This is a genomic window from Lysinibacillus sphaericus, assembly GCF_001629735.1.
In the GTDB taxonomy this organism is placed as follows: Bacteria; Bacillota; Bacilli; order Bacillales_A; family Planococcaceae; genus Lysinibacillus; species Lysinibacillus pinottii.
This window is the reverse complement of record NZ_CP015224.1, coordinates 1,253,812-1,277,122: the sequence shown is the minus strand read 5'-3', so window position 1 is coordinate 1,277,122 and position 23,311 is coordinate 1,253,812. Positions and strand designations below refer to the sequence as shown.

The following is a 23,311-nucleotide window of genomic DNA, read 5'->3' as shown; positions in this document are numbered from 1 at the left end:
TCCCTATTACATTCAGCATTAATAAATTAATGAACTAACACAAACATTGATATATCAACGTTTTCCCACAAAAAAACACCCGTTTTGTAAACGAGTGTTTCGAATCTTTTATGACAACCACTTCGGTGGTGTGTTTTTTTCCCAATAAATATCGCCTAGGTTATAATGTGCCATGAAGTTGTCCTCGACACTGTGATAATGGAAGTTGTAATAATAGCCTTCCTGTGGTCTTTTTTCTGTACGTACATGGAAGCGGATTACATCAGCTCCTGTGTCGGTGTTGATCACGTTAAAAATTTTCTCACCATAATTACCACTTGGCTTTTCTGAGATGGTTAAAGATGCTAAAGCTTGCTCGTCCAAACTAGCGACAGTCATTGCAATCGCCTCCTCCATTTTTGGGAAGATGATGTTGTCGAATTCATGGCTAATTTTTGGACCAATTTTAGTACCAAACTTTATGTATGATTGCTCTCTCGCTGCATCCATAAGCAAGGCATTATAATCAATTTCTTCCTCTTGGATATGAACCTGCTCGTCCCTACTAAGATCAGGCTCAGCAGCTAGAGCCGTGCTTGTCCCTGATGCAGGACCAATAGATGCACGATTCGAAGGATTTTGATCAAATGCTTCCCATATTTCATGCGTTGGCGTAATTAAACCAAATGTTAAAAACGCAACCATTATGACAATACTTTTTTTAACCCACGTTTTCATTCAGTATCACCTACTCTTTATGTACAAATTGGTAATTCTCCTATTATTATATACGTTCTCGCCATTAAAAGGTTTCATATTTCTATAATTCATTGTACAATATTTATGAATAATGTGTCGTTTTTTAAAGGAGGTACAAAGCATGAGCATCGCAATGGGTATTGGTCTTTTATTAATGTTAGGTTATTTATCATCTTTATGTTTCACGGACTAATTTTTTTATTTTGTAATATGTACCCTACAAAGCCCTCAAAAGCCTGTTCTATGCAGCTTTTGGGGTTTTTCATTTTTCTTTACAATGCATTTTAACGCAAAATAATGCACACAGTTGGGGCTTGTTTTGGGACTATGTTGGGGCTTGTTGGGGCTAATATAATATTAATAATTCTTGGCAGCGTGTAAGCAAAATTTCAAATTTTGTAATAAGTATTAACTCAATTTTTAAAAAATTTGCTAATCTAAAATACTTATGATGAGAAATATAAAGAATAGAACTAAGCGCTTAGCCCCTACCCGCCTCCAGTAAGGAGGGAATTAGAGTGAGTAAAAAGATGCCACCCGAATTTTATACCCTACTGGAAGAAATAAAAGCCATCGATTTTGTCATTGTTGAATTAAATTATACTTGGATACTCATCCCAATGATTATGATGCAATTCAGCAATTTAATGAAAATACTGAAAAATGTATGAAACTTAAAGTTAATTATGAGCAAAAATTTGGTCCATTAATGAATTTTGGAAGAAGTTATTCGGACTATCCTTTCAAGTGGATTGATACGCCTTGGCAATGGCAGGTCCAAAATATGAGTCTAGGAGGAATAATTTTTGTGGTACTATGAAAAGAAACTCCAATATCCGGTTAAGGTTAATACATGTATCAAAAAAGACTTAATTCTATAAGTGAAAAGTTAAACTCTTTAAATTCTAATCATATAGTCCAAGACCCATCCACACTATTACATGATGAATTTCCCCTACTTCCCTCTTTCTCTATTATGTAAAAAAATTAATGATCTACCACAAACATTAATATATCCGTATTTTCGCATAGATTGTAAATTATTTATATATATTTGATAATCATCCAATTTGGTGAATTGAAATTAAAAACAATTTAAAATGATATCAGAAATTTTATTAATTTATCATACATTCTTTCTGAATCTTGTCCGAGCCAAATTAAATGACCCCAACTTTCAAGAATACAAAGTTTCGAATCATTAATATTATAGTGTGCATGATATGCATGATTAAAAGGGACAGCACTATCATTTATACTATGTAAAATTAATGTAGGACATTTAATTGAGTGTAAATCAGCTTCAGAAATTGTTCCAGTTTGTGATAAGTCAATAATAAAACCATATCCAGAGCGCTGTCTATTATTCATTCTACAAAACGTCTCTATATCATCATAAGTAATTTGACTAGCTATTTGAATATAAGGGAGCTTACTAAAAGAAGGGGCCATCTGTTTAAACATAAATTTGGAAAATAGGTTACTTAAGAGACCAATTATTCTCCAAGTATATTTTTCTATAGTTGGACGAAATATTATATGGGCTACTTTATATTCCATATCTTTAGATTTTAGCCATTCTTTAGTTATGGCTGATTGCAGAGTGAGACTTCTTACACGTTCTGGATATTTAGAGGTAAAAAGGATTCCGCTTGGACCACCAGCCGAAATTGCAATTACATGTACCTTTTCAATTTTCAAATGATTGAGTATTGTTAAATAACCATAACAAGCAGATTGAAGGTCTCTCCCGATTAGTGGGTCAGTATTACCATATCCCGCTCTAGAAGGTGTTATGATTGAATAACCATGTTCCAATAACTTAGCGTATCCAAAATCTTCCATACAATTAGAATGTCCACCATGAAACATGAGAATCGGTGTCCCTTTTCCTATAATTGAATATTCTATTTTTCTTCCAGCATCATCAATAAAATAATTAACAAATCTTTCCTGATGAAGCTTAGAATTCAATAATATCACCCTTTTCTATTTCTTTAAAGAAACAATTATCTGGTATCAACCCTTTCACTGACGTATTTTATGTTGAAGTTCATAAAGATGGTACATTATATGTTGAAAAAGTAAAAGATAAAAAATTTTTTAAGTATGGACTATATATGGGCAGCTACACCACCCACCACATGATAATTTATTTTGTCGTCAACTTTCTCCTTTTTTATTCATAAGATACGTATGAGTAAAAATAATGAATATGAAGAAATGGGGAATTCAATGAATAATTATAGAAACAACTCAGAACAAAATTTGGAAAGTGAAGAAATCGGGATTGCAAGACTTGCATATCTTGGTGCCGCCATTGCCACTCTTGGTGACGGCTTATCCACAGTTGCAGCAGGTCTAGCACTCCATGCATTGGAAAGCACGAAATCCCAAAATTTAAATAATACAAGACAAAAGGAAGTTGATGATTTACAAAAGCAATTAGATAAATTAATTAGCGAATTAAACCAAGTAAAAAAGATGATGCAATAGGTTACTTTTGAATATTAGTATAAAAAGAAGTGTGAATTTTTGCAATATTACGTTCAAACAACTACAAGTATTCATTTGATTAGCTGTACCAAGGCCAAGCAAAGACGGAATACTAGTTACTTAATTTCATCATTATTGGCTCTCATTTCTTAGTAGTCTTGCATTAAAGCTGAGTTAGGCTTTGTCCTTTAGACTTTCTATGCAAGGCACATATATTGCCTTAGTAGTCAGTTAAATATGAAGAAATTCGAAAAATTAAAAAGAAGAATTGGGTGCTTTAAATGGATAAAAGCTAATTCAAAATGCATAAATCTAACTTATTATACTTTTTCTACTTTTCACAGCTTTTATTATTGAAGACTTTCATATCCTAATATTGTTAGGTTAAACACCTCAATCTTTTTCTTTAAAAGTTCATACACCAGAAAGACCTTGCAGCTTATTTACTCCTGATAACATCAAATGTTAATCGCCTATATTGATGAATTTTTGATACATACAATAAATTACACTCAAAACAATTATTTTAGATAATTAGCGCTCCTAATTTTTTTCATCTTGATCACTTTCAAAAGAGAGTGATCCTTTAAATTTTCAATTACTGGCCGTATTTTTAAAAATTCTATAAAAAGATAAACAGATCATATATAGAGTTGTATTAATAAATAGTAGTATTAATCAATATTGTTTAGCACAACGTATCCCATGTTGTTCTCTCATACAAATTCCATTAAGCCCTTTCCTATTGTGGAGATGGCTCTTTTTTTAGCCTTCATCACATAACAATCTTTAACATCAGTAGACCGTTTCTTGTAATGTGAATATTTTTTCTTCACAATTTTCACATGCCAAAATCTTAAAATGATAGGGAAATAATTTAATAATTTATATGGAGTTAATTTTCTTTATCCTCCATCGCTCACACAAAGTTAGGCCATTTCCAATGCTATGGAATGAACATTTTGAATAGCTAGGACAAGATGTATTAAAAGTCTGCTTGTTCCTTGTTATCTTTCAGACTTATACAATGATCCATTTGTTTGAACCTGAGCAAAATAAACATCTTTAACGTTCTGAACCTTTTGCTTTTTCAACTTCTTCATAAGCCTGCCATCTGTTAATTCAAGTTCAACTAAATTTTCGTAAATAAGCTGACCATCTGTCTCTAGTATTGCAAATTGTACATCTTGCAAAGAAAAGATAGCCTGCTCCCTTAACATCATTGTTAGTTCGTCGTATGCAACCGATTCTTCTTTAAACCAGATTCTAGAATATGACCATTTTGAATGACAGTAGTCAGTTTGTCATCAAATAGTAGATGTGCTTTTTTAGATTTCAATGTAAAAACGGTTACTATAAATGTTAAGAAAACCCACCAAATTTACGATATTAATCCGTCCAAAAAGGTGTTTCAGCTACTGCTGCTATTTGAAATGCTATAAAGCCAATCGAAATACCTGTTTTTAATGGAAAAACGCAAGTTGGCCAAGTAGGGATTCATGAAAATAAATACTTCTTCATATCAATTTAATAAAGCGTTTTTTCAGAAATTTTAAGGGGTATATAAAATTTAAGGAAATCAGAATCCTTAGATTCCAAATATGTTTAATAAGTATAAACTAAACTACCAGTGTGTAAAAACTCTATTTAAATACCCTATTTAGCCCTATTTAGTTAGAATCGTTTCCTAAAGTTTGTACTTTAATTAAAATATATATATAAATTTTGTTAAAAATTGGATGCAGCGATTATAAAACGAACAATTATAAGATTAATTATTCTAATTTTTATAAGTATAATGTTGTCTGGTTGCTGGAGTAAAAAAGAATTCAAAGAATTGGCTATTGTAATTGCTGCAGTATTGATAAAATTGATGAAGATATGTTTACGGTATAATAATAAATATTTTTTCATTCTAATTTCACTTATTTTTTTACAATTGGATTTTCTATTTCGCTAACCATATCATCGTTAAAAACATCAATAAGATATTACTTCGTTTCCCGCATTGTCGTTTAAGCAACATTCATCCCTTCTATTTCTTTACAAGGTTTAATCTTGTGCAAATAGACCTATAAGAAGAGTGTTAATTCCACTATGATCTCAGGTCTTTATATAAAACACCGTTCCTCTATTTTATCGCCTCTTACTTCGTGTAATTCCGAGATAAACAAACAAATGTTGCTGGAATTATTATAGATTTGCCAGAGTTCCCTACAAATAGGATACTCCATCCTACTTTCCCTATTGCTATAAAGGCCATAATCGAGAAGCCGAACCAAATGTTTCGTTGCCAGAAAGCAAGAGCTAAGAGGGTTAAAGATAGTGGTACCATTAATGTAAGCAAAATTTTACCCAATTCCCAATCCCCAGTTAAATAATCGACTTCATATTGAAGAGATTCTTGCACTATTGTATCTACAGTAGTCGGTTCAGGGAACCAAAACATGGATGTGAAAATGCAGAACAGAGTAAAGGAGATTCCGGCAAGGCTCCTTTTGAAGGCAAAAAAATAAAAAGGAATTATAAATACAGGTCTAATATACCAAGAAAATATGGGTCATGATTATTACAAAGCTATTTAAGGGTAAATCATTTTGTTGAATATACACGTGTGGAAATTCGATTATAAGCTCTTCTACTGTTGGAAAGTTATCTTTATTGCATCTTGCAGGCCGAGGGTCAATCAAGATACTAGAAAATCTAATTTTGATACTATTTTAACTAAGGGTTCTACGTCAGTTCCTGCACCAAATATATAAAGGCGTTCCCTCGGTTTATAGAGTTCCATAAAAAGGGCTTCTTCTCTTGCATCATTGACCAGTTTTATTTTTTCTTCGCTCGATATAAAAGCTTCAATAAAGCCTATATAAAAGCCCTGGAGCTGAGAAATCTCCAGTATATTGAGCTGCTCCTGTAACTTTATTCATCCCTTCTTTTCTAAGTACATTTTTCCCAAATATTTAATAAAAACATAAATTCCCCTTTAAGTTAACTTGATGTTGATGTCCATGACCGCTCTGAGTAATAAACTACCTGCTTCCTTTCATAAAGTACTTCTCATTTTAAACAAAAACAATATGTACTTGTAGACATACCGATAAAGAATAGCTCCTAAGATAAGGAGCTTTATTCTTTATGATGCCATTCTATTACATGCTTCTGCACATTCACGGCAAATTTTAGCACACTCTAGGCAATGTTCATCTTGGAATTTTTCACAATGAGAAGCGCATGATTCACAAACTTCAGCACAAAGTTTGCAAAACTGCTTAGCCATTTCGCTATTCCTAGACATTAAAGACACTGCAAGTAAACATATCTCTGCACAATCGTTCAACATTTGAATACAATGTATTCGAGCTTGAACATCAGGTTCTTGTAAACACGCAGATGTACATTCTTCACAAGCTCTTGCACATTTAATACACAATTCAATACAATGATCCATATTTGTTGAAGAAGCTGATAAGACTCCCATTTAAACATCTCCTTTTTTTAAACGTACCATCTATTATTACCAAAATTCCTTAAAAATATTGCCGGTAAATAATAAAAATCTAAATTTAATAAACCTATTTTTACTCTAGAGCATAATTCAATATATATTAAGTAATTACTATTTCAATGTATAATTTTGGTCGATTTCCAAATAATAATACTACTATTTCCCAGTTCAAAACAATGTCAATTGTGGCTTTTTTTATCAGTGTACTTAATCAGTTTGATTGTCATTAAGTTGTTTATTCCTAGTAAATGCGAGGTGGTAAAAATTAAAAACCCAAAAATCATTACCTTACTAATAGCATTTAGTATATTAACGAGTGGATGTTGGAGTAAAAAGGAATTAAATGAATTAGCAATTGTTACTGCACTTGGGGTTGATAAAATTGACGATGAATATGAAGTTTCTGTCCAAATTATTAATCCTAGCGAGATAGCTTCGCAGGGATCCCCTACTGGAAATTCCCCAGTTGCCACTTATCATGCCAAAGGAAAATCAGTATTTGAAGCTATTAGAAAGCTATCACAAGTAACTCCAAGAAAGGCGTACTTCGCACATCTCCAAATGTTAATTATCGGAAATGAATTAGCCGTAGAAGGAATAACTCAAACCGTAGATTTGTTAGCAAGAGACCCTGAAACCAGAGATGATTTTGATGTCATAATTTCTAATGAAACAACTGCGAAAAGCATTTTGAATGTTTTAACACCAGTTGAAAAAATTCCTGCATTTAAAATGTTAAATTCCTTGAAAACATCAGAAAAAGTTTGGGGTAATTCAACTATGGTGCATATAGATGATTTAGTAAACGCAATAAGAAGTGAAAGAGGTTTTGTTTTATCTACAATCGACATACAAGGAAATACAGAATTAGGAATGGATAAAACAAATGTAGAAAGAATTTCAACGCCTGTACTATTAAAGTATGAAGGATTATCTCTATTTAAAAAGGATAAATTAACTGGATTTTTAACTGTAGAAGAAAGTAAGGGATATAATTTTTTGAAAAACAATATTACAAGTACAATTGAAATAATATCTTGTCCAAAAGGCGGCGTTTTAGCGACAGAGATTACAAAATCAGAAACAAAGATTAAAGGTAATTATAATAACGGAAACCCTAAATTTTTCGTAAAAATAAAGGTAGACCAAAATGTTGGAGAGGTCAATTGTAAAATTGATCTGACCAATAAAAACTCTATCAAATATATCAACACAGAATCCGCAACAAAAATAAAGGAAGAGGTAGAAACTACACTTTATACAATTCAAAAGGTATACCAATTAGATATAGTTGGGTTTGATCAGATACTTTATCGGCAAAATCCTAAAGAATGGAGTAAGATAAAAGATAAATGGCCAAATTTGTTTTCAAACTTAGAAGTAAATGTGAAAGTAGAAGCTTATACTCGTAATTCAGGTACTTTCAATAAATAACTTGATCTATGTTTGCAGCCATTTTAATTATTGCACACTAAGTTGAATTACCTTACTTTATTATCTAAAATTATTTTTTTCAAACTTTTAAAACATGTTAAGGGATGGAGCTTGAATATGTCAATTTGCAGAATTAATGCTTGATAGTAAAGGAAAAAATACTTATTAATGAATATTTATTTTTTTAGAATGATCATATAAAGAAGTTACATCGTCAACTTTCTCCAGTTTTATTCATAAGCTACGTATGAGTAAAATTACGAATACAAAGAAATGGGGAAAGTAGTGTATAATTATAGAAACAACTCAGAACAAAATTTGGAAAGTGAAGAAATCAGCATTGCAAGACTTGCATATATTGGTGCTGCCATTGCCACTTTTGGTGACGGTTTAACCACTGTTGCTGCAGGTCTAGCACTCCACGCATTGGAAACCACGAAATCTCAAAATTTAAATAATGTAAGACAAAAAGAAGTTGATGATTTACAAAAGCAATTAGATAATTTAATTAGTGAATTAAATAAAATAAAAAAGATGATGCTTTAATATTAATAGTAATACTACCGACTGTTGGTCGGTTTTTTATTTATTATCTTTGCATAGGTACTTTAAAATACTTAACCTGCTCATCACCGCTACTTGCTCCCGAAACCCATGTGCGATTGTTGGTCTTCCCAGAAGATAAGCCTAAACTAAGAAAAAAACCAATTAATTAAATTGATTACATCCCTGACTATGTACTAGAGCAACTCTTTACTCACATCAATTGTTTGCACAAAGATATTCAACCTGTTGTTTGGGTAGCATTTAATACAGAACTTGAACAATACTCTATTGAAACAGTATTGAAAAAACGACGTAAAGGACACATCGAATTCCAATAGACAATGAGTTAGCTAATACCCTTGTCGCTCTTATTGATAAATCAAATCAACTTAGCAATCAAGACAATAATCCCGAAGGATAAGGGCATTTCCTGTTCAAAATTGAACAAGAAGCGCCCTATCTTTCTCTATAACGAATTTATTTATAAAAAACGCAAGTTTTTCAGTGCCCTCTTAGAATTCAGGACTCAAGCCGCTTAATACATTTTTTATTATTTCCACTGTCTACTTGACGGGGTGCAGTTCAAAATATAGGTCTGGTCTATTTCCTGTATTGACAATCTACTATTCATAATTAACTTTAAATAAGCAATAAAATAATTTTACTGTTAATATGCTAGCATGATTTACTGTAATTTTTTATCCTCGATTCAATGGATTGAGTAATTGCTAATACAGAAAGTATTTAAGGTATCTGGTTAGCAAGATGTTGGTGAGTATCCAACTAATACTAAACCTAGTTCACCATTCTCTTCTTCTGCATGGATCGTAACATCTGTTAATTGCGGTGCAATATCAGGATGAATTGCGACTTCGATACCTTCAATTGTGTGGATTGCATCTTCTGCTACTGGTGCTTCTAAGCCTACACCTAAATTAACTCCACAGCAGCCTGCAATACCAAAGAAACGAAGCGTTTTAACCTCTGAATCAGCTAATACCTGTTCTAAATAATTTTTACCTTCTGGACTCATTTTCATTTGTTATTCTCTCCTTTTAATTCATGTAAGCCCTGTGTTCCAACCGGTGGCGTTTTTACCCATGGAATGGCCACAAATTGATTATTGCTGATGGATCTAACTTCTTTTAGCCATTTTGTTTCAGCTTGTTGTTTTTGAATTAATGTTGGACTTGTTGTATAGATAGATGAAAATGTCTGATTAACAACCCTCCAATCAACAGATAATCCAGCACGGTGTAAATCTTCTTGTAAGCGCGAAGCTTCATAAACAGGTGTTGCTTCAGGAAGAGTTACAATGGCAACACTCGTATAAGAGGCATCACGCAACCTTGGTAACAGGTTAGAAACAGCTGGAGGAATATCCCCTTGTGAACCCCGATGATAAGCTTCTGTTGCGTCTAGTAAAAGCAACGTATGCCCTGTTGGTGCGGTATCAATAATAATGACTTCATCTTGATGATTTTCTACCACGTTAGCAAATGCTCTGAATACAGCTATTTCCTCTGTACAAGGAGAAGCCAAATCCTCTTTCACAAATGCTAAACCTTCCTCATTCATCGTTTCACTTGCCTTTGCAAGCACTTCTGCTTCATAGTTTGCCACTTCTGCTTTTGGATCAATACGACTTATCGTTAAATTTTTAACGTTGTCATCACCGAATGTCCAATTGAGATGTGCGGCAGGATCTGTTGTAGTTAAATGTACATGAGTACCCTCTTCCGCTAATCGTAATGCAATATAAGAAGCCACCGTTGTTTTTCCAACCCCACCTTTACCCATCGTAAAAATGAGTTTCGGCTTACGTTCTAAATAATCCGCAATCATTTCTTCTATCTCAGGAATCTTAGTTTCTTCATTTGATTCATCTTCATATACAACTTCTTGGTCAGTCATCCATGCTTGCAGACGCTCAATACTTGATAATGAGTATGGTACAAATGGTAAGTAGAAATGCTCAAATCGATTTAGTTCATCAGGAATTCTTGCTAATGCATCAGCTTGACGCGCAATGAAAGCCTCTTCAATATCATCAGTAGAATAGACATTACTCATATATCCATTAATTAGTAATGTCTGATTTTGAATACCGATTTCAAACAGCTCCTGAGAAGCACGTGCTGCTTCCTTTAAAGGGTTTTCCTCAGGACGTGTCACTAACATTAACGTTGTTTGATTAGCATTCTTTAAACGTTCAACTGCCTCTTTATAGACTTCTCGTTGCTGTTCTAGCCCTTTTAAAGGACCTAAACATGAGGTACCAGTCGTGTTATCATCTAGAAACGTAGACCATGCAGAAGGCAGTTGTAATAATCGTAACGTATGCCCTGTTGGCGCTGTATCAAACACGACTGTGTCAAAATTTCCAATGACTGAAGTATCAGTTAATAGTGTTGCAAATTCATTAAAAGCAGCAATTTCTACTGTGCAAGCACCAGAAAGTTGCTCCTCCATATTTTGTAATACCACATCAGGTAGTTTTCCACGGTACGGACCAACCATTTGCTCTTTGTAATGCTGTGCCGCCTGTTCAGGGTCCAAATTTATTGCAAATAAATTGTCTATGCCTTCAATTTTTGTTGGACTATTAGAAAGCGTTTGGCCAAAAATATCTTGTAAGTTGGAAGCGGGGTCTGTACTAATTAAAAGTACCTTTTTCCTTTCCTTTGCAATGGCTATTGATAGGCTACACGCAACCGATGTTTTCCCAACGCCCCCTTTCCCCGTAAAAAACAGGAATGGGGTGTCTGGGAAATGACTTCTTGTAAAGCGTTCCATCTTACGCATCTCCTTTTAGTGACAAGCGTACTTTTGGCTTTTTTAGTAATTCGTCTTCTGAAAGTCCTGACCACTGTGAAAATTGTTCATTTGTTGGATAGATCCCTTTGCAAAGTAATTCTCCATCCACAAATGTTGCAGGCAAGGCTTCCATTCCTTCTGACATTAATAGTTGATTGATTGCTTCGTTTTCTACAAAAGCATTTGGCTCGTTTGTAAGATTAAATCTTTTTGCTTCTATGTTTGTTTTCTTTAAATTATTCATAATAAATGACATACGCAATAATTCTGGGTCTATAGAGGGTCCACATAAGCCTGTAGAACAGCACATTGCTGGCTCATAGATATGAATTTTTTTCAATTTATTTCAGCTCCTCAGCTACAAATTGTTCAATGCGTTTACCAATTGCATCACGAACATTTTGGAATACAGCCCACTTCTCTTCATCAGTACCTGTCGCTTTCGCTGGATCTTCAAATCCCCAATGCTCACGACGAACGTTAGGAGGTGTCATTGGGCATTTATCAGCTGCATCCCCACATAAAGTGACAACTAATGTGGCGTTGTTTAATGTCTCAAAATCAATTAAATCGGATGTATGATTTGAAATATCAACCCCTACCTCCGCCATCGCTTTAATAGCATTCGGATTGACGCCATGTGCTTCAATACCAGCACTTTTAACTGTCCAATTGGTAGGGAGTAATTTCTTTGCCCATCCTTCAGCCATCTGGCTTCGACATGAGTTTCCTGTACATAAGAAATAAAGTGTATTTGTCATAGTAATTGCTCCTTATAATTTAATGGTTTTAAAGTATTTTTTCTGCCAACGTAAGGCAACCCATACAAGTCCAATGAGGACTAGTACTTCCACTAGTGGTCCAATAACAGCGGCAAATGCCACGCCACTATGCAGACCAAACACACCCACTGAAACAGCAATTGCTAACTCGAAGTTGTTGCTAGCAGCTGTAAAAGAAAGAGCTGCTGTGACAGGATAAGATGCCCCAACTTTACGGGAAGAGAAGAATGACACAGTAAACATGATCACAAAGTAAATAAATAATGGAATAGCAATCCGCACTACATCAAGTGGCAGTTCTACTAATTGCTCTCCCTTTAAAGCAAACATCATCACAATCGTGAACAGCAGTGCAATTAGAGTCAGTGGTGAAATTTTCGGTAAGAACTTTTCCTCATACCACTGTTTTCCTTTTGTTTTAATCCCTACCCATCGTGTGAGGAACCCTGCAGCAAATGGTATTCCTAAGTAAATTAGAACGCTCTTTGTAATCTCCCACATAGAAATAGATACATGGAAATTCTCTAGACCAAACCAACCAGGTAATACATTTAAGAAAAAGTAAGCAAAAATAGAATATGTTAAAATTTGAAAAATAGAGTTAAATGCAACTAAACCAGCTACATATTCACGGTCTCCACGCGCTAAAACATTCCACACAATCACCATGGCAATACATCGAGCTAAGCCAATCATAATGAGTCCAGCCATATATTCTGGGTAATCATGTAAAAAGATAATCGCTAAAAAGAACATGAGGAACGGGCCTAGTAACCAGTTTTGTAAAAGTGATAGTAATAGCACTTTCCAATCCTTAAACACTCGCCACATTTCTTCATACTTTACTTTTGCTAATGGGGGATACATCATGACAATTAACCCGATAGCAATCGGTATAGACGTTGTGCCAATAGACATGGACTCTAACGCTTCACCAACATTAGGCATGGTGATACTTAATACAACACCTATTCCCATCGCAACGAATATCCAAAGGGTAAGGTAACGATCTAAAAAAGAAAGCTGTTTGGTTAATGATTCATTACTCATTTGTATTTCCCCCTACATGGCAGCAATCTGTGCCACAGTTGCACCCGTTTAAAGGCTGAATTTGTTCTAAAATCCCCTTCATCAGTGGCGTTTGTTCCTCTACTAAACGGTAATGTTTCCAAGTCCCTACTTTTCGTTCCGTAATAATGCCTGCCTCCTTTAATTTTCGTAGATGCTGACTAACGGCTGGTTGTGATATTCCTAGCACATCCACCAAATCACATACACATACCTCCCCATTTTTCATGCATGCAAGTAATTTAATACGATTTAAATCAGCTGCTGCTTTTAGTTGTTTTTCAATTAGTGTGTTTTCCATTTATCTGAGCTCCTTATATAATTATTTGCTTATATATCAATTTATATAAAATCACCTCGTTAAGGAAAGGTGAATTAATATGTATATAACTATATTCTTATATTATGTTTTAAAGTTTTGAATTGCAACAGAAATTTGCCCAATTTGAAAATTTCTTATTTCAACTCTCTTAAAACAAATTCATTAGAATTAGGATTTGTTTACTTTGCCTTATTTATCGATATTACTGTATCTTTATGAAATATAGTTTGATTAAAAAATATCTCTCAATCCTTATCTAATAGAAACCTCAAAAGCTCCATTTTAAATAAGTATGAGAGTTTAAGTACTTTTCTTCACAACCTCCGCGTACTATTTAATTATTGTATTTTATTCAAATTATGGCCCTATAACAAGAAAACACCCATTTCTACATGAGTGTCTTAATTGAATGATATCTGTATCCATTATCTTTAAAAGTTTTTCTACATATTTTTGCTTTGTTGTAGAAGTTTAGATTCCCCTGTCCGTTCCCATTCTTCCACTGTCTCATATGCCTTTTCTGGAGAATATCCTTTTCCTACTAGAACCCCCATAAGAATAAATTCCTGAAGAATGTGTGTTGGATTTATTCCTCTTTGAACATCCTCTAATCCTTCATTTACCAAGAATTCCGTGTACCGCACCCATTCATCTGGAGTCTTGCCAGAAATAACGGTATTTCCATTACTGTTATTGTTACCCTTTTCTCCAGCCGTTGCTGCAGCTTTAGTAGGGTGAACGGTTCCAAACGGATGGTTAGGCGGGGAATAGATTGAATACAGTTTTAGTGGAATACTTCCTGTATTTGTTAAGTTATGCCATGTTCCGGCAGGGATAAAAATGGAAAAATCATCATGGACATTTCTTTTAAAGGTTAAATTATCTTTACTCTCGCCCATTTGAGTTACCCCTTGACCCTGCTCTATACGTAAGAATTGATCGACATTAGGATGCATTTCTAGTCCAATATCTTCTCCTGGATTTAGACTCATTAATGTTAGCTGTAAATGCTTTCCTGTCCATAAAGCTGTACGATACGTATTGTTTTGCTTTGACGCCTCGTTAATATTAATGACAAATGGGTTAGCCCCATAATCTTTTAACATTATTTCATTATTACCATTGGTAGCATGATAAGGATTTAATTGATTTGCAGGAATTGCCCCATAAGGGTATGTCCAGTAATTCGGGTATTCCATATAATGATGCATTGATGCATTTCCATAATAAGGGGTTTGATATGGATACCCGTTAGATTGATAATACATTTAATCATTCCCTTCACAGATTCATCGTATTATCATATGCAATTGTTTTAGAAACGTCTTTCATTGAAAATTAGTTGTATGTTTATCCGTAAAAATAAGAAATATTATCAAAGTAGCAGTGATTACTGTTTAAAGAAAATTTCCGAATGCATCTATTAGCTATATTTATTGCACAATCTGGCCCTTTCTATGAATAAAGACGCTTTCCTTATTACGGAAAGCGGCCGATTGTTGAACAAGATTCCTAATTTTCGGAATTAATAATAACTTCTGTTTTCGATCACATTTCACTCTTAGATATAGTCAAGCCACGAATGACCAGTTGGAAATTGTCTTTTCAAAGTCATTTTTAACCAATCCCTTTGTTCAGGCAGTAAATGTGGAAGCATAATTTGTAAATCTTTAAAATCTTTTTCTCTAACCTTTGAACTACCACCTTTATAAAGGAGTTGAATTTCGGGTCTCAGGTAAGGTATCTCATCATCTGTTCTTAAAAATATATCCTCTAATCTTCTTCGAATAGATTTTTCTCTCCTGTAAATCCAGGATTGTTGCTCTGTCTCTACTAACATAATTTGAAAAGCCCAGGGAGAACTACTGCTTTTTGTAACCCAGATATCATTTGTGGTTTTTAAAAACTCACCTTCTTGCCAAGGAACAAGTTTCCCATTCTCTGCTTTGTATAACATCCAATCACTTGACAAATGATTATAGGCGGTCAATTGTTCCTCTCGAAGTAATATTACATCAATATCATCATGTGCCCTTGACTGTTCGCCTAAATATAAATCTAAAGCCCATCCCCCTCCAATACCCCATTTAATCGGAATAATAGAAAAGAGCTTATTAATTTCTGTTGTGGTGATTGATTCCCAATTATCTATATCTGTCCGCAAATAAATCTCCTCCGGTAGCGTTGAAATAATATTTGAATAAAAGTATCCTGTAACCTTTTAATTTCGTTATAAAATCCACCGTTTTAAAATTAACGGTGGAATTCTATTGATTAAATAGGTTTCTTAAAAAGTGGAACAAGATTTTTAAGAAAGTTATCCTATTATCTAAATGATTCGTATCATTTAGAATGTGAATTACCTTTTCCTTTTCGTAAGTTCAATTAGGCTAATTCCCGTATCTCCAATTTTAAAATAATAATCCATATTGATTGGCATTTGGTAAAAAGCACGTAATATATTATTAATTACTCCACCATGAGCAACAATCGCTATACTTTCATATGTATCTCCTATCACAATCTTTGAAAATATCGTTTCTATTCTCATTCGAAATTCTATGAATGTCTCTCCATTCTCAAAACTCTCCCTTCATGTACGTTTAAAATATCTGCTTCACATTCTCAGTGGCGAATTAACAGTATTTGCATGCCTTTTCCTCCTTATATCTTTAAATCCCAAAAATATAAAACTAAACTGCTTCCTTTAATTGGATAGACAGTTCTCTCAAAGATTGTTGCTTCGGGGTTTTGCTATCCTTTTCAATTAAGGCGCCCGTTTGTGGAAAAACATTGACTTATAATCTTACTTTCGTTTCGTTTGAACCAGAAATTTACACTTTCGAAGAACTTTGCGCCATTTTCAATCATACCTAAAGCATCATTAACCGATATTTCATCAGGGTAATACCTTTTAGCACATTCATAAAATTGAATTGCAAATTTTTTCATTTCTTCGGGTAATAAGTGTATTGCCTTATTTTTTGGCATCTGCCATATTGCAATGGCATCTTGATGTATTAAAGTGAGGACGTGATAAATGGTTGGAGAAACTTGTGTATTGAGTAAACGTACAACTCTCGTTAGTCTCTCTTTTCCGTGGTCTAATAGTGTAGAAAAATACTTAGGAACATCAGTTAAATCATTTAATGATTGTAATGCCGTTTGCTTCAATTGTCCATTTGATGCTTCCTCTACTGGTAGCCTTCCAGCCACAATTTGATAAGTGCCAGGAACTGGACCAATAAATCCCTCTGGCAATTTATCTGTTAATGCATCACATTGAATATACCTAAATGGTTTTATATCAATTTTGCTTAAGTCTCGATGAATTTTTAGATATAATTCCAATGGCAGTATACCTTGTTTTTCAAAAGCCGTTTCCTTCAAATAAAGATGAAAATCAATATCGCTTGAACCTGGAATAATGCCACCTTTTACAACGGAACCGTGAACAATTAAACCTATAAAATCCTCTCTTGTATGATATTGATAAATATAAGCAACTTTTTCTACAATTTTTTTTGCTTCCTCTTGTATATTTAAAATATTTGTCTTCATATATACCTCCTAATTATCTCAAATACATAATTATACCAGAAAGTGACCTTACTTCCTTTATTATTTATTTTTTGGAATTATATATGCATTGAACTAACCTGGACATTAGTGGAAATCTTCGCTTCTATTGAACAATCACACCCGTTAGTTGCACAACATTTATAATTTGCTTTCTAAATTTGACTTTTAGACGAAGAAAGACGCATTCCAGAAGAAAGGATTGCGCCATTTACAGTATAATAATAAATATTTTTTATTCAAATTTCACTTATTTTTTTACAATTGAATTTTCTATTACGCTAACCATATCATCGTTAAAAACATCAATAAGATATTGCTTCGTTTCTCGCATTGTCGTTTACGCAACATACATCCCTTCTATTTCTTTACAAGGTTCAATCTTGTGCAAATAGTACTATAAGAAGATTGTAATTCCACTATGATTTCAGGTCTTTATCTTCGTATTCTTCGATAACACCGTTCCTCTATTTTATCGCCTCTTACTTCGTGTAATTCCGAGATAAACAAATACCATACATACTATAAGACCAAATGTTGCTGGAATAATTATAGATTTGCCAGAGTTCCCTACAAATAGGATACTCCATCCTACTTTCCCTATTGCTATAAAGGCCATAATCGAGAAGCCGAACCAAATGTTTCGTTGCCAGAAAGCAAGAGCTAAGAGGGTTAAAGATAGTGGTACCATTAATGTAAGCAAAATTTTACCCAATTCCCAATCCCCAGTTAAATAATCGACTTCATATTGAAGAAATTCTTGCACTATTGTATCTACAGTAGTCGGTTCAGGGAACCAAAACATGGATGTGAAAATGCAGAACAGAGTAAAGGAGATTCCGGCAAGGCTCCTTTTGAAGGCAAAAAAACAAAAAGGAATTATAAATATAGGTCTAATATACCAAGAAAACTGATTGTGATGTCTTGCAAAAGCCCAATCAAGTAAATCGTGATTAAATATAAATGCAATCAGTAAACTGGTGGAGCATAGAGCAAAGAAAATAGCCAAAGGCGTATCATATTTACGCATCAGAAGTTTTCTCCTTCCCTTGTATTGGGATTAATAGACCTCACTATTTCACAATTAACGCTGGGCAATGAACATGTTTCATAACTTTATGGCTTACACTTCCTAACACCATCTCTTGTAATGAATTTAAGCCTCGGCTACCAATGATAACTATATCAACTTGCTTTTCATCTGCGTACTTTACAATTTTAGGACCAGGTGTACCATGTAAAATCATTAATTTTGTATTACTACCAGCAACTCTTAAAACTTCTTCTACTGGTGCTACCTTTCGTTTACGTTCTTTCACTAGATGCAGCATGTAACACTTCTGTTTTTGCCTTTTCAAAATCTGCCACATACACCATTTCAATCAATGAATTCTCAGAAGCAATTTTGACTGCCTCTTTTGCGGCACGCACTGAATTCTCAGAACCATCAACAGCCAATAAAATATGCTTATACATAAAGTATCCCCCTTAATGTGATACACTTACATTTAATAGTTGGTTATATAATTTTTCACTCGCTGGGTTCATGCCAATGACTTTGACTGTTTTCCCCTGCTCTTCTAACTTCGTGACGACTTTTACGACTGCACCAACTGCTGATTCATCCCATAAATGGCTACTTGTTAAGTCGATTGTAATGATATCAGCCTTAACTGCTTCAAGTGTTTGGACAAATTTTTGTGTAGAGGCAAAGAATAATGGACCTTCTACAATAAATGTACCGTTATCTTGATGTATTCGTACCTTTGAAATCGTTGCTACAAAGAATAATGAACTTAAAATTACTCCTAATACTACTCCAATCGCCAAGTTATCTGTATAAACAACTACAGCTACCGTTGCGAGCATAACGAATGCCTCACTTTTAGGTGCTTTGACAATATATTTAAACGATCCCCAATCAAATGTACCGATACTTACCATGATCATAATCCCAACAAGTACTGGCATTGGAATATCGATCACGATTTTGCCAAGTACTAGGATTAAGAACATTAGGAACATCCCAGCCACAAGTGTTGATAGGCGTCCTCGTCCACCTGATTTTACGTTAATCATCGACTGTCCGATCATTGCACATCCCGCCATACCTCCAAAGAAACCATTAACGATGTTTGCAATTCCTTGTCCACGTGCCTCGATATTTTTATTGGATTTTGTATCCGTCATATCATCAACAATTTGTGCAGTCATTAGTGATTCCATTAATCCAACAAGTGCTAATGCTAGTGCGTAAGGGAAAATAATCGCTAACGTTTCAAAATTGATTGGTACGTCTGGAATGATAAAATGCGGTAAGCTCTGTGAAATCGCTCCTAAATCACCTATTGTTTTTAGTTCAAAATTAAAAATGAACGTTACAGCCGTTAACAGGATAATCGCAATCAAAGGTGCAGGTATTGCTTTAATGAATCGAGGTAAAATGTAAACGATACATAATGTGACCACGATAAATAAATACGTTATATACCCTTCCCGTAAAAAGTGTGGTACTTGAGCCATGAAAATTAAGATTGCTAGTGCATTAACAAAGCCAATCATGACGGAATTCGGTATAAAACGCATGAGTTTAGCAATTCCAAATACACCAAATAAAACTTGAATAATTCCTGTTAAAATTGTTGCTACTAATAAATATTGTAACCCATGGTCTGCCACCAGATCTGCAATCACGAGTGCCATTGCTCCTGTTGCGGCAGAAATCATTCCCGGTCTTCCCCCAACAAATGCTATAATAACAGCAATAGAAAAGGACGCATAAAGTCCGACCATTGGATCGACACCAGCAATAATAGAAAAGGCTATTGCTTCTGGTATAAGTGCTAAGGCGACGACAATCCCTGACAAGATGTCACCACGCACATTACCAAACCATTGTTGCTTTAAACTTTGCATGATATTCTCCTTCTTGACTACAATATAATCTTTGAAAATATCATAGCACACTTTTCCCAAAAAGGAACCTTTATGGAACTGAAATGGAGTGAAATTATATGATTTACGGTTATCAACGACCCTTATATAATGATGAGGATATGCAAATTCAAACTGCTGCTTTAAAGAATTGTGACCATCTATTTACTGAAAATCATGGTCGTGCGAAAAAGCGATTAGTTCTTGAAGAATTACTCATGACCATAGAAAAAGACGATACCATTCAGGTACTTCGTTTCTTTAGCATCGCAGATACAACTAGGCATTTAGAAGACTTACTAAAAATTTGTAAAAGAGATCAAGTAACAATTCATTTTATGGAGGAAAATATTACGTCCAAACAAATTCTTGAAATGCAACTAGGACAAGTTTTACAATTCTTTTTAACATTTCAACGTGATATCATAAAGCAATCAACTACTTTGGGAATGGCTGAAGCGAAAGCAAAAGGAAAGTCAATTGGGAGACCTAAGAAGTCAGATGAAAATGTAAAAAAGGCAATTGAGATGTATCAGTCTGGAAATAGCACATTACTGGATATTAAGAATGAAACAGGTATTAGTAAATCAACACTTTATCGTTATCTAGAGTCAATAGAATAAAACAACAGAAAACTGAAATCTTTATAACCACTTTTAATTAAATTAAAAACAAGCCTGCTTATGCGTTAATTTGAGCAGGCTTGTTTTTTGAGTGAATTAAAAATCCTTCGTTTTTACTTCCCAAAAAGTCATACAAGAATGGTATTCAATAATAGGCTCGTTACAACTACGTGTTCTTCAAGTAAAGCACCGGTTAGCCTAAATATACTCTTTCACAAACTTTTGCTTGGTGTTTAACCGATGTAATAACCTTTTGTTCAATTCCCATAACGCCGTTTTATTGCTATCCCATTTCAAAAGCGTTACTGCCTCTTCAAAACATAACCATTTATAGTGAAGGTGCTCTTTGGATAAAGATATATCTTTTGTAGGAACTTTAACACCAAAAGAAAATTCTTTTAATACATAAACGTCTTCTCCCCAAAGGAAATTCCCAACTACATCTTCTACTGGTAGTGAAGACATAGAATCTAATTCAATATATGGATGATCTCTGGTAATGCCAGCCTCTTCAAATGCTTCTCTTTTAGCTGATTCGATAGGAGTCTCACCCTCTTCTCCACCACCAGCTAACCCCTGCCAATACCCATAATCACTTCTCTTAAAAATTGCATATTCAACGGAATTGTCAGTGATTGTATAAGGAAATACCAAAACTTGGTAAGGTGCCCTCATTGCTTATCTCCTCCCCAAAATAACCTTAAAATAAATTTGACCTTTCTTTAACCAACTAATTTACATATGTATCGAACTAACCTAGACATTAGTGAAAATCTATTCAATTGAACAATCACACCCGTTAGTTATGTCTTCTTTATTGTAACTTTTCCCTCTTTATTTTCTGCATGATTCCATTCAACTTGTATTTCAAATGTCCCTTCTTTAAAGAATAAAGGGAATCTTCTTCGAATAGATTCCTGCATCGGAAGGTTATATGCTTCCCTTATATTTACCCAAACTGCCTTTCCTTCTGGTGCATCTTCAAGTAATTCTCCTTTGAAATCTTTTGTGATGTAGTTAAAAATCATATATCTATCCATAGCAACTGGATTTACATATTCATAGAGACCTTTAAAGATAAGGTTATTTACTTCTAAACCCGTTTCTTCTTTTACTTCTCTAATTGCACTTTCCACAATACTTTCTGGAAATTCAACTTTTCCACCAGGTGGAATAAACCCTTTGAAATGATCATGTTGTCTATCAAGTAGTAAAACCTTGTCTTCTTTTTGAATCATGCAAACAGTCCATATTTTAACATTTACATAATTACCCATTTATTCACCCACTAATTTTTGTTTTAATTTTACCATATATTTCTTAGGTCTTTTACATGTAAATGGCCTGTTCGTTGAACTGTATAATAACCTCTATTAGACTACATTAAAATTCTATTTTTTTATATAGATATCTAAAAAGACCAAGCATATTTATCAAATAAAATATGTTGATTTTTTAATTTATTTAACATTTTTCGGTTTTAGTCTTGATAAGAAAGATAGTAAATATATTTACATTTAGCTAAAGGTTTGAACAAACAATCCATCATTTTCTAACCATTCAGCTATAAAAACATCTCTAATATCCATTACGTTTTGGGTCTTAAGTTGAACCTTCAACCATTCCTCATTTTTCCCAATATCCCTTAATTCATTGACTAACAATTTACCGTCTCTAATTATGGTAACTGGAACATGCACTTTTTTTAATGGTTTATTAAAATCTTCTCTTGTAGTTTTTTGATAAGGTGATTTCTTCAATATACTAATAGAACCATTGGATTCTAAATAACAATAAGCTACTTCTCGTATAGAAAATGTTTCGGATTGACGCAATAGACTTTGAAGTTGATTAATATTCATCCTATTTTTTTTCAACTGTTCCCTATTTATAACTCCATCTCGTATTAAAACAGATGGTTTTCCTTCAAATATTAGATGCAGCTTTAGAAATTTCTGACCTAAAATTTCAACAATTAACAAAAGTAATGCCCATAATACCATAGAGTAAATAATGTAAAGAACTCCTACTTTTTCATCATAAAGAGCATTACCTAATAATTCTCCAAGTACTATAGCAGCTATGAATGTAAAAGGAGATACTTGATTTATTATTTTCTTCCCCACGATTTTCACAAGAATGAATAACAGAAAAAAACCAATAACAATTTCTATTGTTAAATAAAAGACGTTCAAAATTTAACTCCCTTCTAAAAAAGAACTATTGACATTATTAACTTCTTTTTAGGGATTAAATCATTTAAAGCTATAAATCACTGCTCTTTTTTAAAGGGATTTTATTTTTTCTTTATACTGCACAATATCTATTTCAAGTTTTCTTTACCTAAGTGTGTATAGGGGCTCACTAAATAACAATTGTCATTATAGCAAGACTGTAAATAAAGGGAATCACTCCTAAGCATTCCGCCTTCATTATTGTACAAAGTATTATAAATCCTTAATTT

The 23,311-nt window shown here is 33.7% G+C and carries 23 protein-coding genes and 4 pseudogenes; 6 read left to right on the top strand and 21 right to left on the bottom strand.

The window, feature by feature from the left end; translation table 11 throughout:
- Positions 1-108: 108 nt before the first annotated feature.
- Entirely contained in the window at positions 109-717 is a 609-nt protein-coding gene (locus A2J09_RS06230) for a YpjP family protein (RefSeq protein WP_031417167.1), read from the bottom strand.
- A gap of 539 nt (positions 718-1,256) precedes the next feature.
- Between A2J09_RS06230 and A2J09_RS06225 the strand changes: the two are divergent.
- Positions 1,257-1,558 (top strand): annotated as a pseudogene (locus A2J09_RS06225) (spore coat protein CotJB).
- A 275-nt stretch (positions 1,559-1,833) separates the two neighbouring features.
- Here the strand turns inward: A2J09_RS06225 and A2J09_RS06220 are convergent.
- Entirely contained in the window at positions 1,834-2,712 is an 879-nt protein-coding gene (locus A2J09_RS06220) for an alpha/beta fold hydrolase (RefSeq protein ID WP_206701029.1), read from the bottom strand.
- A 261-nt stretch (positions 2,713-2,973) separates the two neighbouring features.
- Between A2J09_RS06220 and A2J09_RS06215 the strand changes: the two genes are divergently transcribed.
- On the top strand, positions 2,974-3,234 hold the full coding sequence (locus tag A2J09_RS06215) for a hypothetical protein (protein WP_036161516.1): 261 nt from the start codon (positions 2,974-2,976) through the stop codon (positions 3,232-3,234).
- Positions 3,235-4,241: 1,007 nt separating this feature from the next.
- Here A2J09_RS06215 and A2J09_RS24115 read toward each other — a convergent pair.
- The 3 genes from A2J09_RS24115 to A2J09_RS24525 form a co-directional block, all read right to left on the bottom strand.
- Positions 4,242-4,427, bottom strand: a complete 186-nt coding sequence (locus A2J09_RS24115) for a YetF domain-containing protein (protein ID WP_231112990.1) — start codon at positions 4,425-4,427, stop codon at positions 4,242-4,244.
- A gap of 953 nt (positions 4,428-5,380) precedes the next feature.
- Complete coding sequence (locus A2J09_RS06205) at positions 5,381-5,644, bottom strand: hypothetical protein (protein WP_145912395.1); 264 nt, start codon at positions 5,642-5,644, stop codon at positions 5,381-5,383.
- 726 nt (positions 5,645-6,370) lie between these two features.
- A complete protein-coding gene (locus A2J09_RS24525; RefSeq protein ID WP_309150426.1) occupies positions 6,371-6,514 on the bottom strand; it encodes a four-helix bundle copper-binding protein in 144 nt (47 codons plus the stop codon).
- Between the two features lie 483 nt (positions 6,515-6,997).
- Between A2J09_RS24525 and A2J09_RS06195 the strand changes: the two genes are divergently transcribed.
- The 3 genes and pseudogenes from A2J09_RS06195 to A2J09_RS24105 form a co-directional block, all read left to right on the top strand.
- Positions 6,998-8,176, top strand: a complete 1,179-nt coding sequence (locus tag A2J09_RS06195) for a Ger(x)C family spore germination protein (protein WP_230584395.1) — start codon at positions 6,998-7,000, stop codon at positions 8,174-8,176.
- A gap of 285 nt (positions 8,177-8,461) precedes the next feature.
- Positions 8,462-8,722: a translation initiation factor 2 gene (locus tag A2J09_RS06190; RefSeq protein ID WP_309485662.1), complete on the top strand. Its 261-nt coding sequence runs from the start codon at positions 8,462-8,464 to the stop codon at positions 8,720-8,722.
- A 92-nt stretch (positions 8,723-8,814) separates the two neighbouring features.
- A pseudogene (locus tag A2J09_RS24105) lies at positions 8,815-9,140 on the top strand (transposase); the annotation flags it as partial.
- Between the two features lie 339 nt (positions 9,141-9,479).
- On the opposite strand, the gene A2J09_RS06185 reads toward A2J09_RS24105, so the two are convergent.
- The 13 genes and pseudogenes from A2J09_RS06185 to A2J09_RS06125 all read right to left on the bottom strand — a co-directional run bounded on the left by A2J09_RS06185 (position 9,480) and on the right by A2J09_RS06125 (position 20,209).
- Positions 9,480-9,761, bottom strand: coding sequence for a hypothetical protein (locus A2J09_RS06185; RefSeq protein ID WP_012294257.1), 282 nt, complete (start codon positions 9,759-9,761; stop codon positions 9,480-9,482).
- Positions 9,758-11,518 carry an arsenical pump-driving ATPase gene (gene arsA / locus A2J09_RS06180; RefSeq protein WP_012294256.1) on the bottom strand — a complete coding sequence of 587 codons (1,761 nt, stop codon included), beginning with the start codon at positions 11,516-11,518 and terminating at the stop codon, positions 9,758-9,760. The genes A2J09_RS06185 and arsA overlap by 4 nt, the downstream gene beginning before the upstream one ends.
- A 1-nt stretch (position 11,519) precedes the next feature.
- The gene (gene arsD / locus A2J09_RS06175; protein ID WP_036161513.1) at positions 11,520-11,879 is read right to left on the bottom strand and encodes an arsenite efflux transporter metallochaperone ArsD; all 360 of its coding nucleotides are present in this window, start codon (positions 11,877-11,879) and stop codon (positions 11,520-11,522) included.
- Between the two features lies 1 nt (position 11,880).
- The gene (gene arsC / locus A2J09_RS06170) at positions 11,881-12,300 is read right to left on the bottom strand and encodes an arsenate reductase (thioredoxin) (RefSeq protein WP_036161510.1); all 420 of its coding nucleotides are present in this window, start codon (positions 12,298-12,300) and stop codon (positions 11,881-11,883) included.
- Between the two features lie 12 nt (positions 12,301-12,312).
- The gene (arsB, locus tag A2J09_RS06165; RefSeq protein ID WP_012294253.1) at positions 12,313-13,371 is read right to left on the bottom strand and encodes an ACR3 family arsenite efflux transporter; all 1,059 of its coding nucleotides are present in this window, start codon (positions 13,369-13,371) and stop codon (positions 12,313-12,315) included.
- Positions 13,364-13,690, bottom strand: coding sequence for an ArsR/SmtB family transcription factor (locus tag A2J09_RS06160; protein ID WP_012294252.1), 327 nt, complete (start codon positions 13,688-13,690; stop codon positions 13,364-13,366). The genes arsB and A2J09_RS06160 overlap by 8 nt, the downstream gene beginning before the upstream one ends.
- Before the next feature lie 464 nt (positions 13,691-14,154).
- A complete protein-coding gene (locus A2J09_RS06155) occupies positions 14,155-14,979 on the bottom strand; it encodes a cupin domain-containing protein (RefSeq protein WP_012294251.1) in 825 nt (274 codons plus the stop codon).
- Positions 14,980-15,272: 293 nt separating this feature from the next.
- On the bottom strand, positions 15,273-15,875 hold the full coding sequence (locus A2J09_RS06150; RefSeq protein WP_012294250.1) for a nucleotidyltransferase domain-containing protein: 603 nt from the start codon (positions 15,873-15,875) through the stop codon (positions 15,273-15,275).
- 103 nt (positions 15,876-15,978) lie between these two features.
- A pseudogene (locus tag A2J09_RS06145) lies at positions 15,979-16,301 on the bottom strand (histidine phosphatase family protein); the annotation flags it as partial.
- A 173-nt stretch (positions 16,302-16,474) separates the two neighbouring features.
- Positions 16,475-17,272, bottom strand: coding sequence for a hypothetical protein (locus A2J09_RS06140; protein WP_012294248.1), 798 nt, complete (start codon positions 17,270-17,272; stop codon positions 16,475-16,477).
- 490 nt (positions 17,273-17,762) lie between these two features.
- Positions 17,763-18,320 (bottom strand): hypothetical protein, encoded by a 558-nt coding sequence (locus A2J09_RS06135; protein WP_012294247.1) that lies wholly within the window; start codon positions 18,318-18,320, stop codon positions 17,763-17,765.
- 43 nt (positions 18,321-18,363) lie between these two features.
- Positions 18,364-18,766 (bottom strand): annotated as a pseudogene (locus A2J09_RS06130) (universal stress protein).
- Between the two features lie 12 nt (positions 18,767-18,778).
- On the bottom strand, positions 18,779-20,209 hold the full coding sequence (locus A2J09_RS06125) for a SulP family inorganic anion transporter (protein ID WP_139015360.1): 1,431 nt from the start codon (positions 20,207-20,209) through the stop codon (positions 18,779-18,781).
- 95 nt (positions 20,210-20,304) lie between these two features.
- Here A2J09_RS06125 and A2J09_RS06120 point away from each other — a divergent pair, with 95 nt between their 5' ends.
- Positions 20,305-20,847 carry a recombinase family protein gene (locus A2J09_RS06120; protein ID WP_012294243.1) on the top strand — a complete coding sequence of 181 codons (543 nt, stop codon included), beginning with the start codon at positions 20,305-20,307 and terminating at the stop codon, positions 20,845-20,847.
- A 198-nt stretch (positions 20,848-21,045) separates the two neighbouring features.
- Here A2J09_RS06120 and A2J09_RS06115 read toward each other — a convergent pair whose 3' ends face one another.
- The 3 genes from A2J09_RS06115 to A2J09_RS06105 all read right to left on the bottom strand — a co-directional run bounded on the left by A2J09_RS06115 (position 21,046) and on the right by A2J09_RS06105 (position 23,042).
- Positions 21,046-21,522 (bottom strand): NUDIX hydrolase, encoded by a 477-nt coding sequence (locus tag A2J09_RS06115; RefSeq protein ID WP_036161500.1) that lies wholly within the window; start codon positions 21,520-21,522, stop codon positions 21,046-21,048.
- 128 nt (positions 21,523-21,650) lie between these two features.
- Positions 21,651-22,124: an 8-oxo-dGTP diphosphatase gene (locus A2J09_RS06110; protein WP_012294241.1), complete on the bottom strand. Its 474-nt coding sequence runs from the start codon at positions 22,122-22,124 to the stop codon at positions 21,651-21,653.
- Between the two features lie 240 nt (positions 22,125-22,364).
- On the bottom strand, positions 22,365-23,042 hold the full coding sequence (locus tag A2J09_RS06105) for a YetF domain-containing protein (RefSeq protein WP_012294240.1): 678 nt from the start codon (positions 23,040-23,042) through the stop codon (positions 22,365-22,367).
- Between the last annotated feature and the right edge of the window lie 269 nt (positions 23,043-23,311).

Excerpts from the sequence above, each read along its gene's own strand:
- A2J09_RS06230 (WP_031417167.1), bottom strand. The coding sequence starts at position 717 with ATGAAAACGTGGGTTAAAAAAAGTATTGTCATAATGGTTGCGTTTTTA.
- A2J09_RS06215 (WP_036161516.1), top strand. The coding sequence starts at position 2,974 with ATGAATAATTATAGAAACAACTCAGAACAAAATTTGGAAAGTGAAGAA.
- A2J09_RS24525 (WP_309150426.1), bottom strand. The coding sequence starts at position 6,514 with ATGGCTAAGCAGTTTTGCAAACTTTGTGCTGAAGTTTGTGAATCATGC.
- A2J09_RS06185 (WP_012294257.1), bottom strand. The coding sequence starts at position 9,761 with ATGAAAATGAGTCCAGAAGGTAAAAATTATTTAGAACAGGTATTAGCT.
- arsA (WP_012294256.1), bottom strand. The coding sequence starts at position 11,518 with ATGGAACGCTTTACAAGAAGTCATTTCCCAGACACCCCATTCCTGTTT.
- arsC (WP_036161510.1), bottom strand. The coding sequence starts at position 12,300 with ATGACAAATACACTTTATTTCTTATGTACAGGAAACTCATGTCGAAGC.
- arsB (WP_012294253.1), bottom strand. The coding sequence starts at position 13,371 with ATGAGTAATGAATCATTAACCAAACAGCTTTCTTTTTTAGATCGTTAC.
- A2J09_RS06160 (WP_012294252.1), bottom strand. The coding sequence starts at position 13,690 with ATGGAAAACACACTAATTGAAAAACAACTAAAAGCAGCAGCTGATTTA.
- A2J09_RS06155 (WP_012294251.1), bottom strand. The coding sequence starts at position 14,979 with ATGTATTATCAATCTAACGGGTATCCATATCAAACCCCTTATTATGGA.
- A2J09_RS06140 (WP_012294248.1), bottom strand. The coding sequence starts at position 17,272 with ATGAAGACAAATATTTTAAATATACAAGAGGAAGCAAAAAAAATTGTA.
- A2J09_RS06135 (WP_012294247.1), bottom strand. The coding sequence starts at position 18,320 with ATGCGTAAATATGATACGCCTTTGGCTATTTTCTTTGCTCTATGCTCC.
- A2J09_RS06120 (WP_012294243.1), top strand. The coding sequence starts at position 20,305 with ATGATTTACGGTTATCAACGACCCTTATATAATGATGAGGATATGCAA.
- A2J09_RS06115 (WP_036161500.1), bottom strand. The coding sequence starts at position 21,522 with ATGAGGGCACCTTACCAAGTTTTGGTATTTCCTTATACAATCACTGAC.
- A2J09_RS06110 (WP_012294241.1), bottom strand. The coding sequence starts at position 22,124 with ATGGGTAATTATGTAAATGTTAAAATATGGACTGTTTGCATGATTCAA.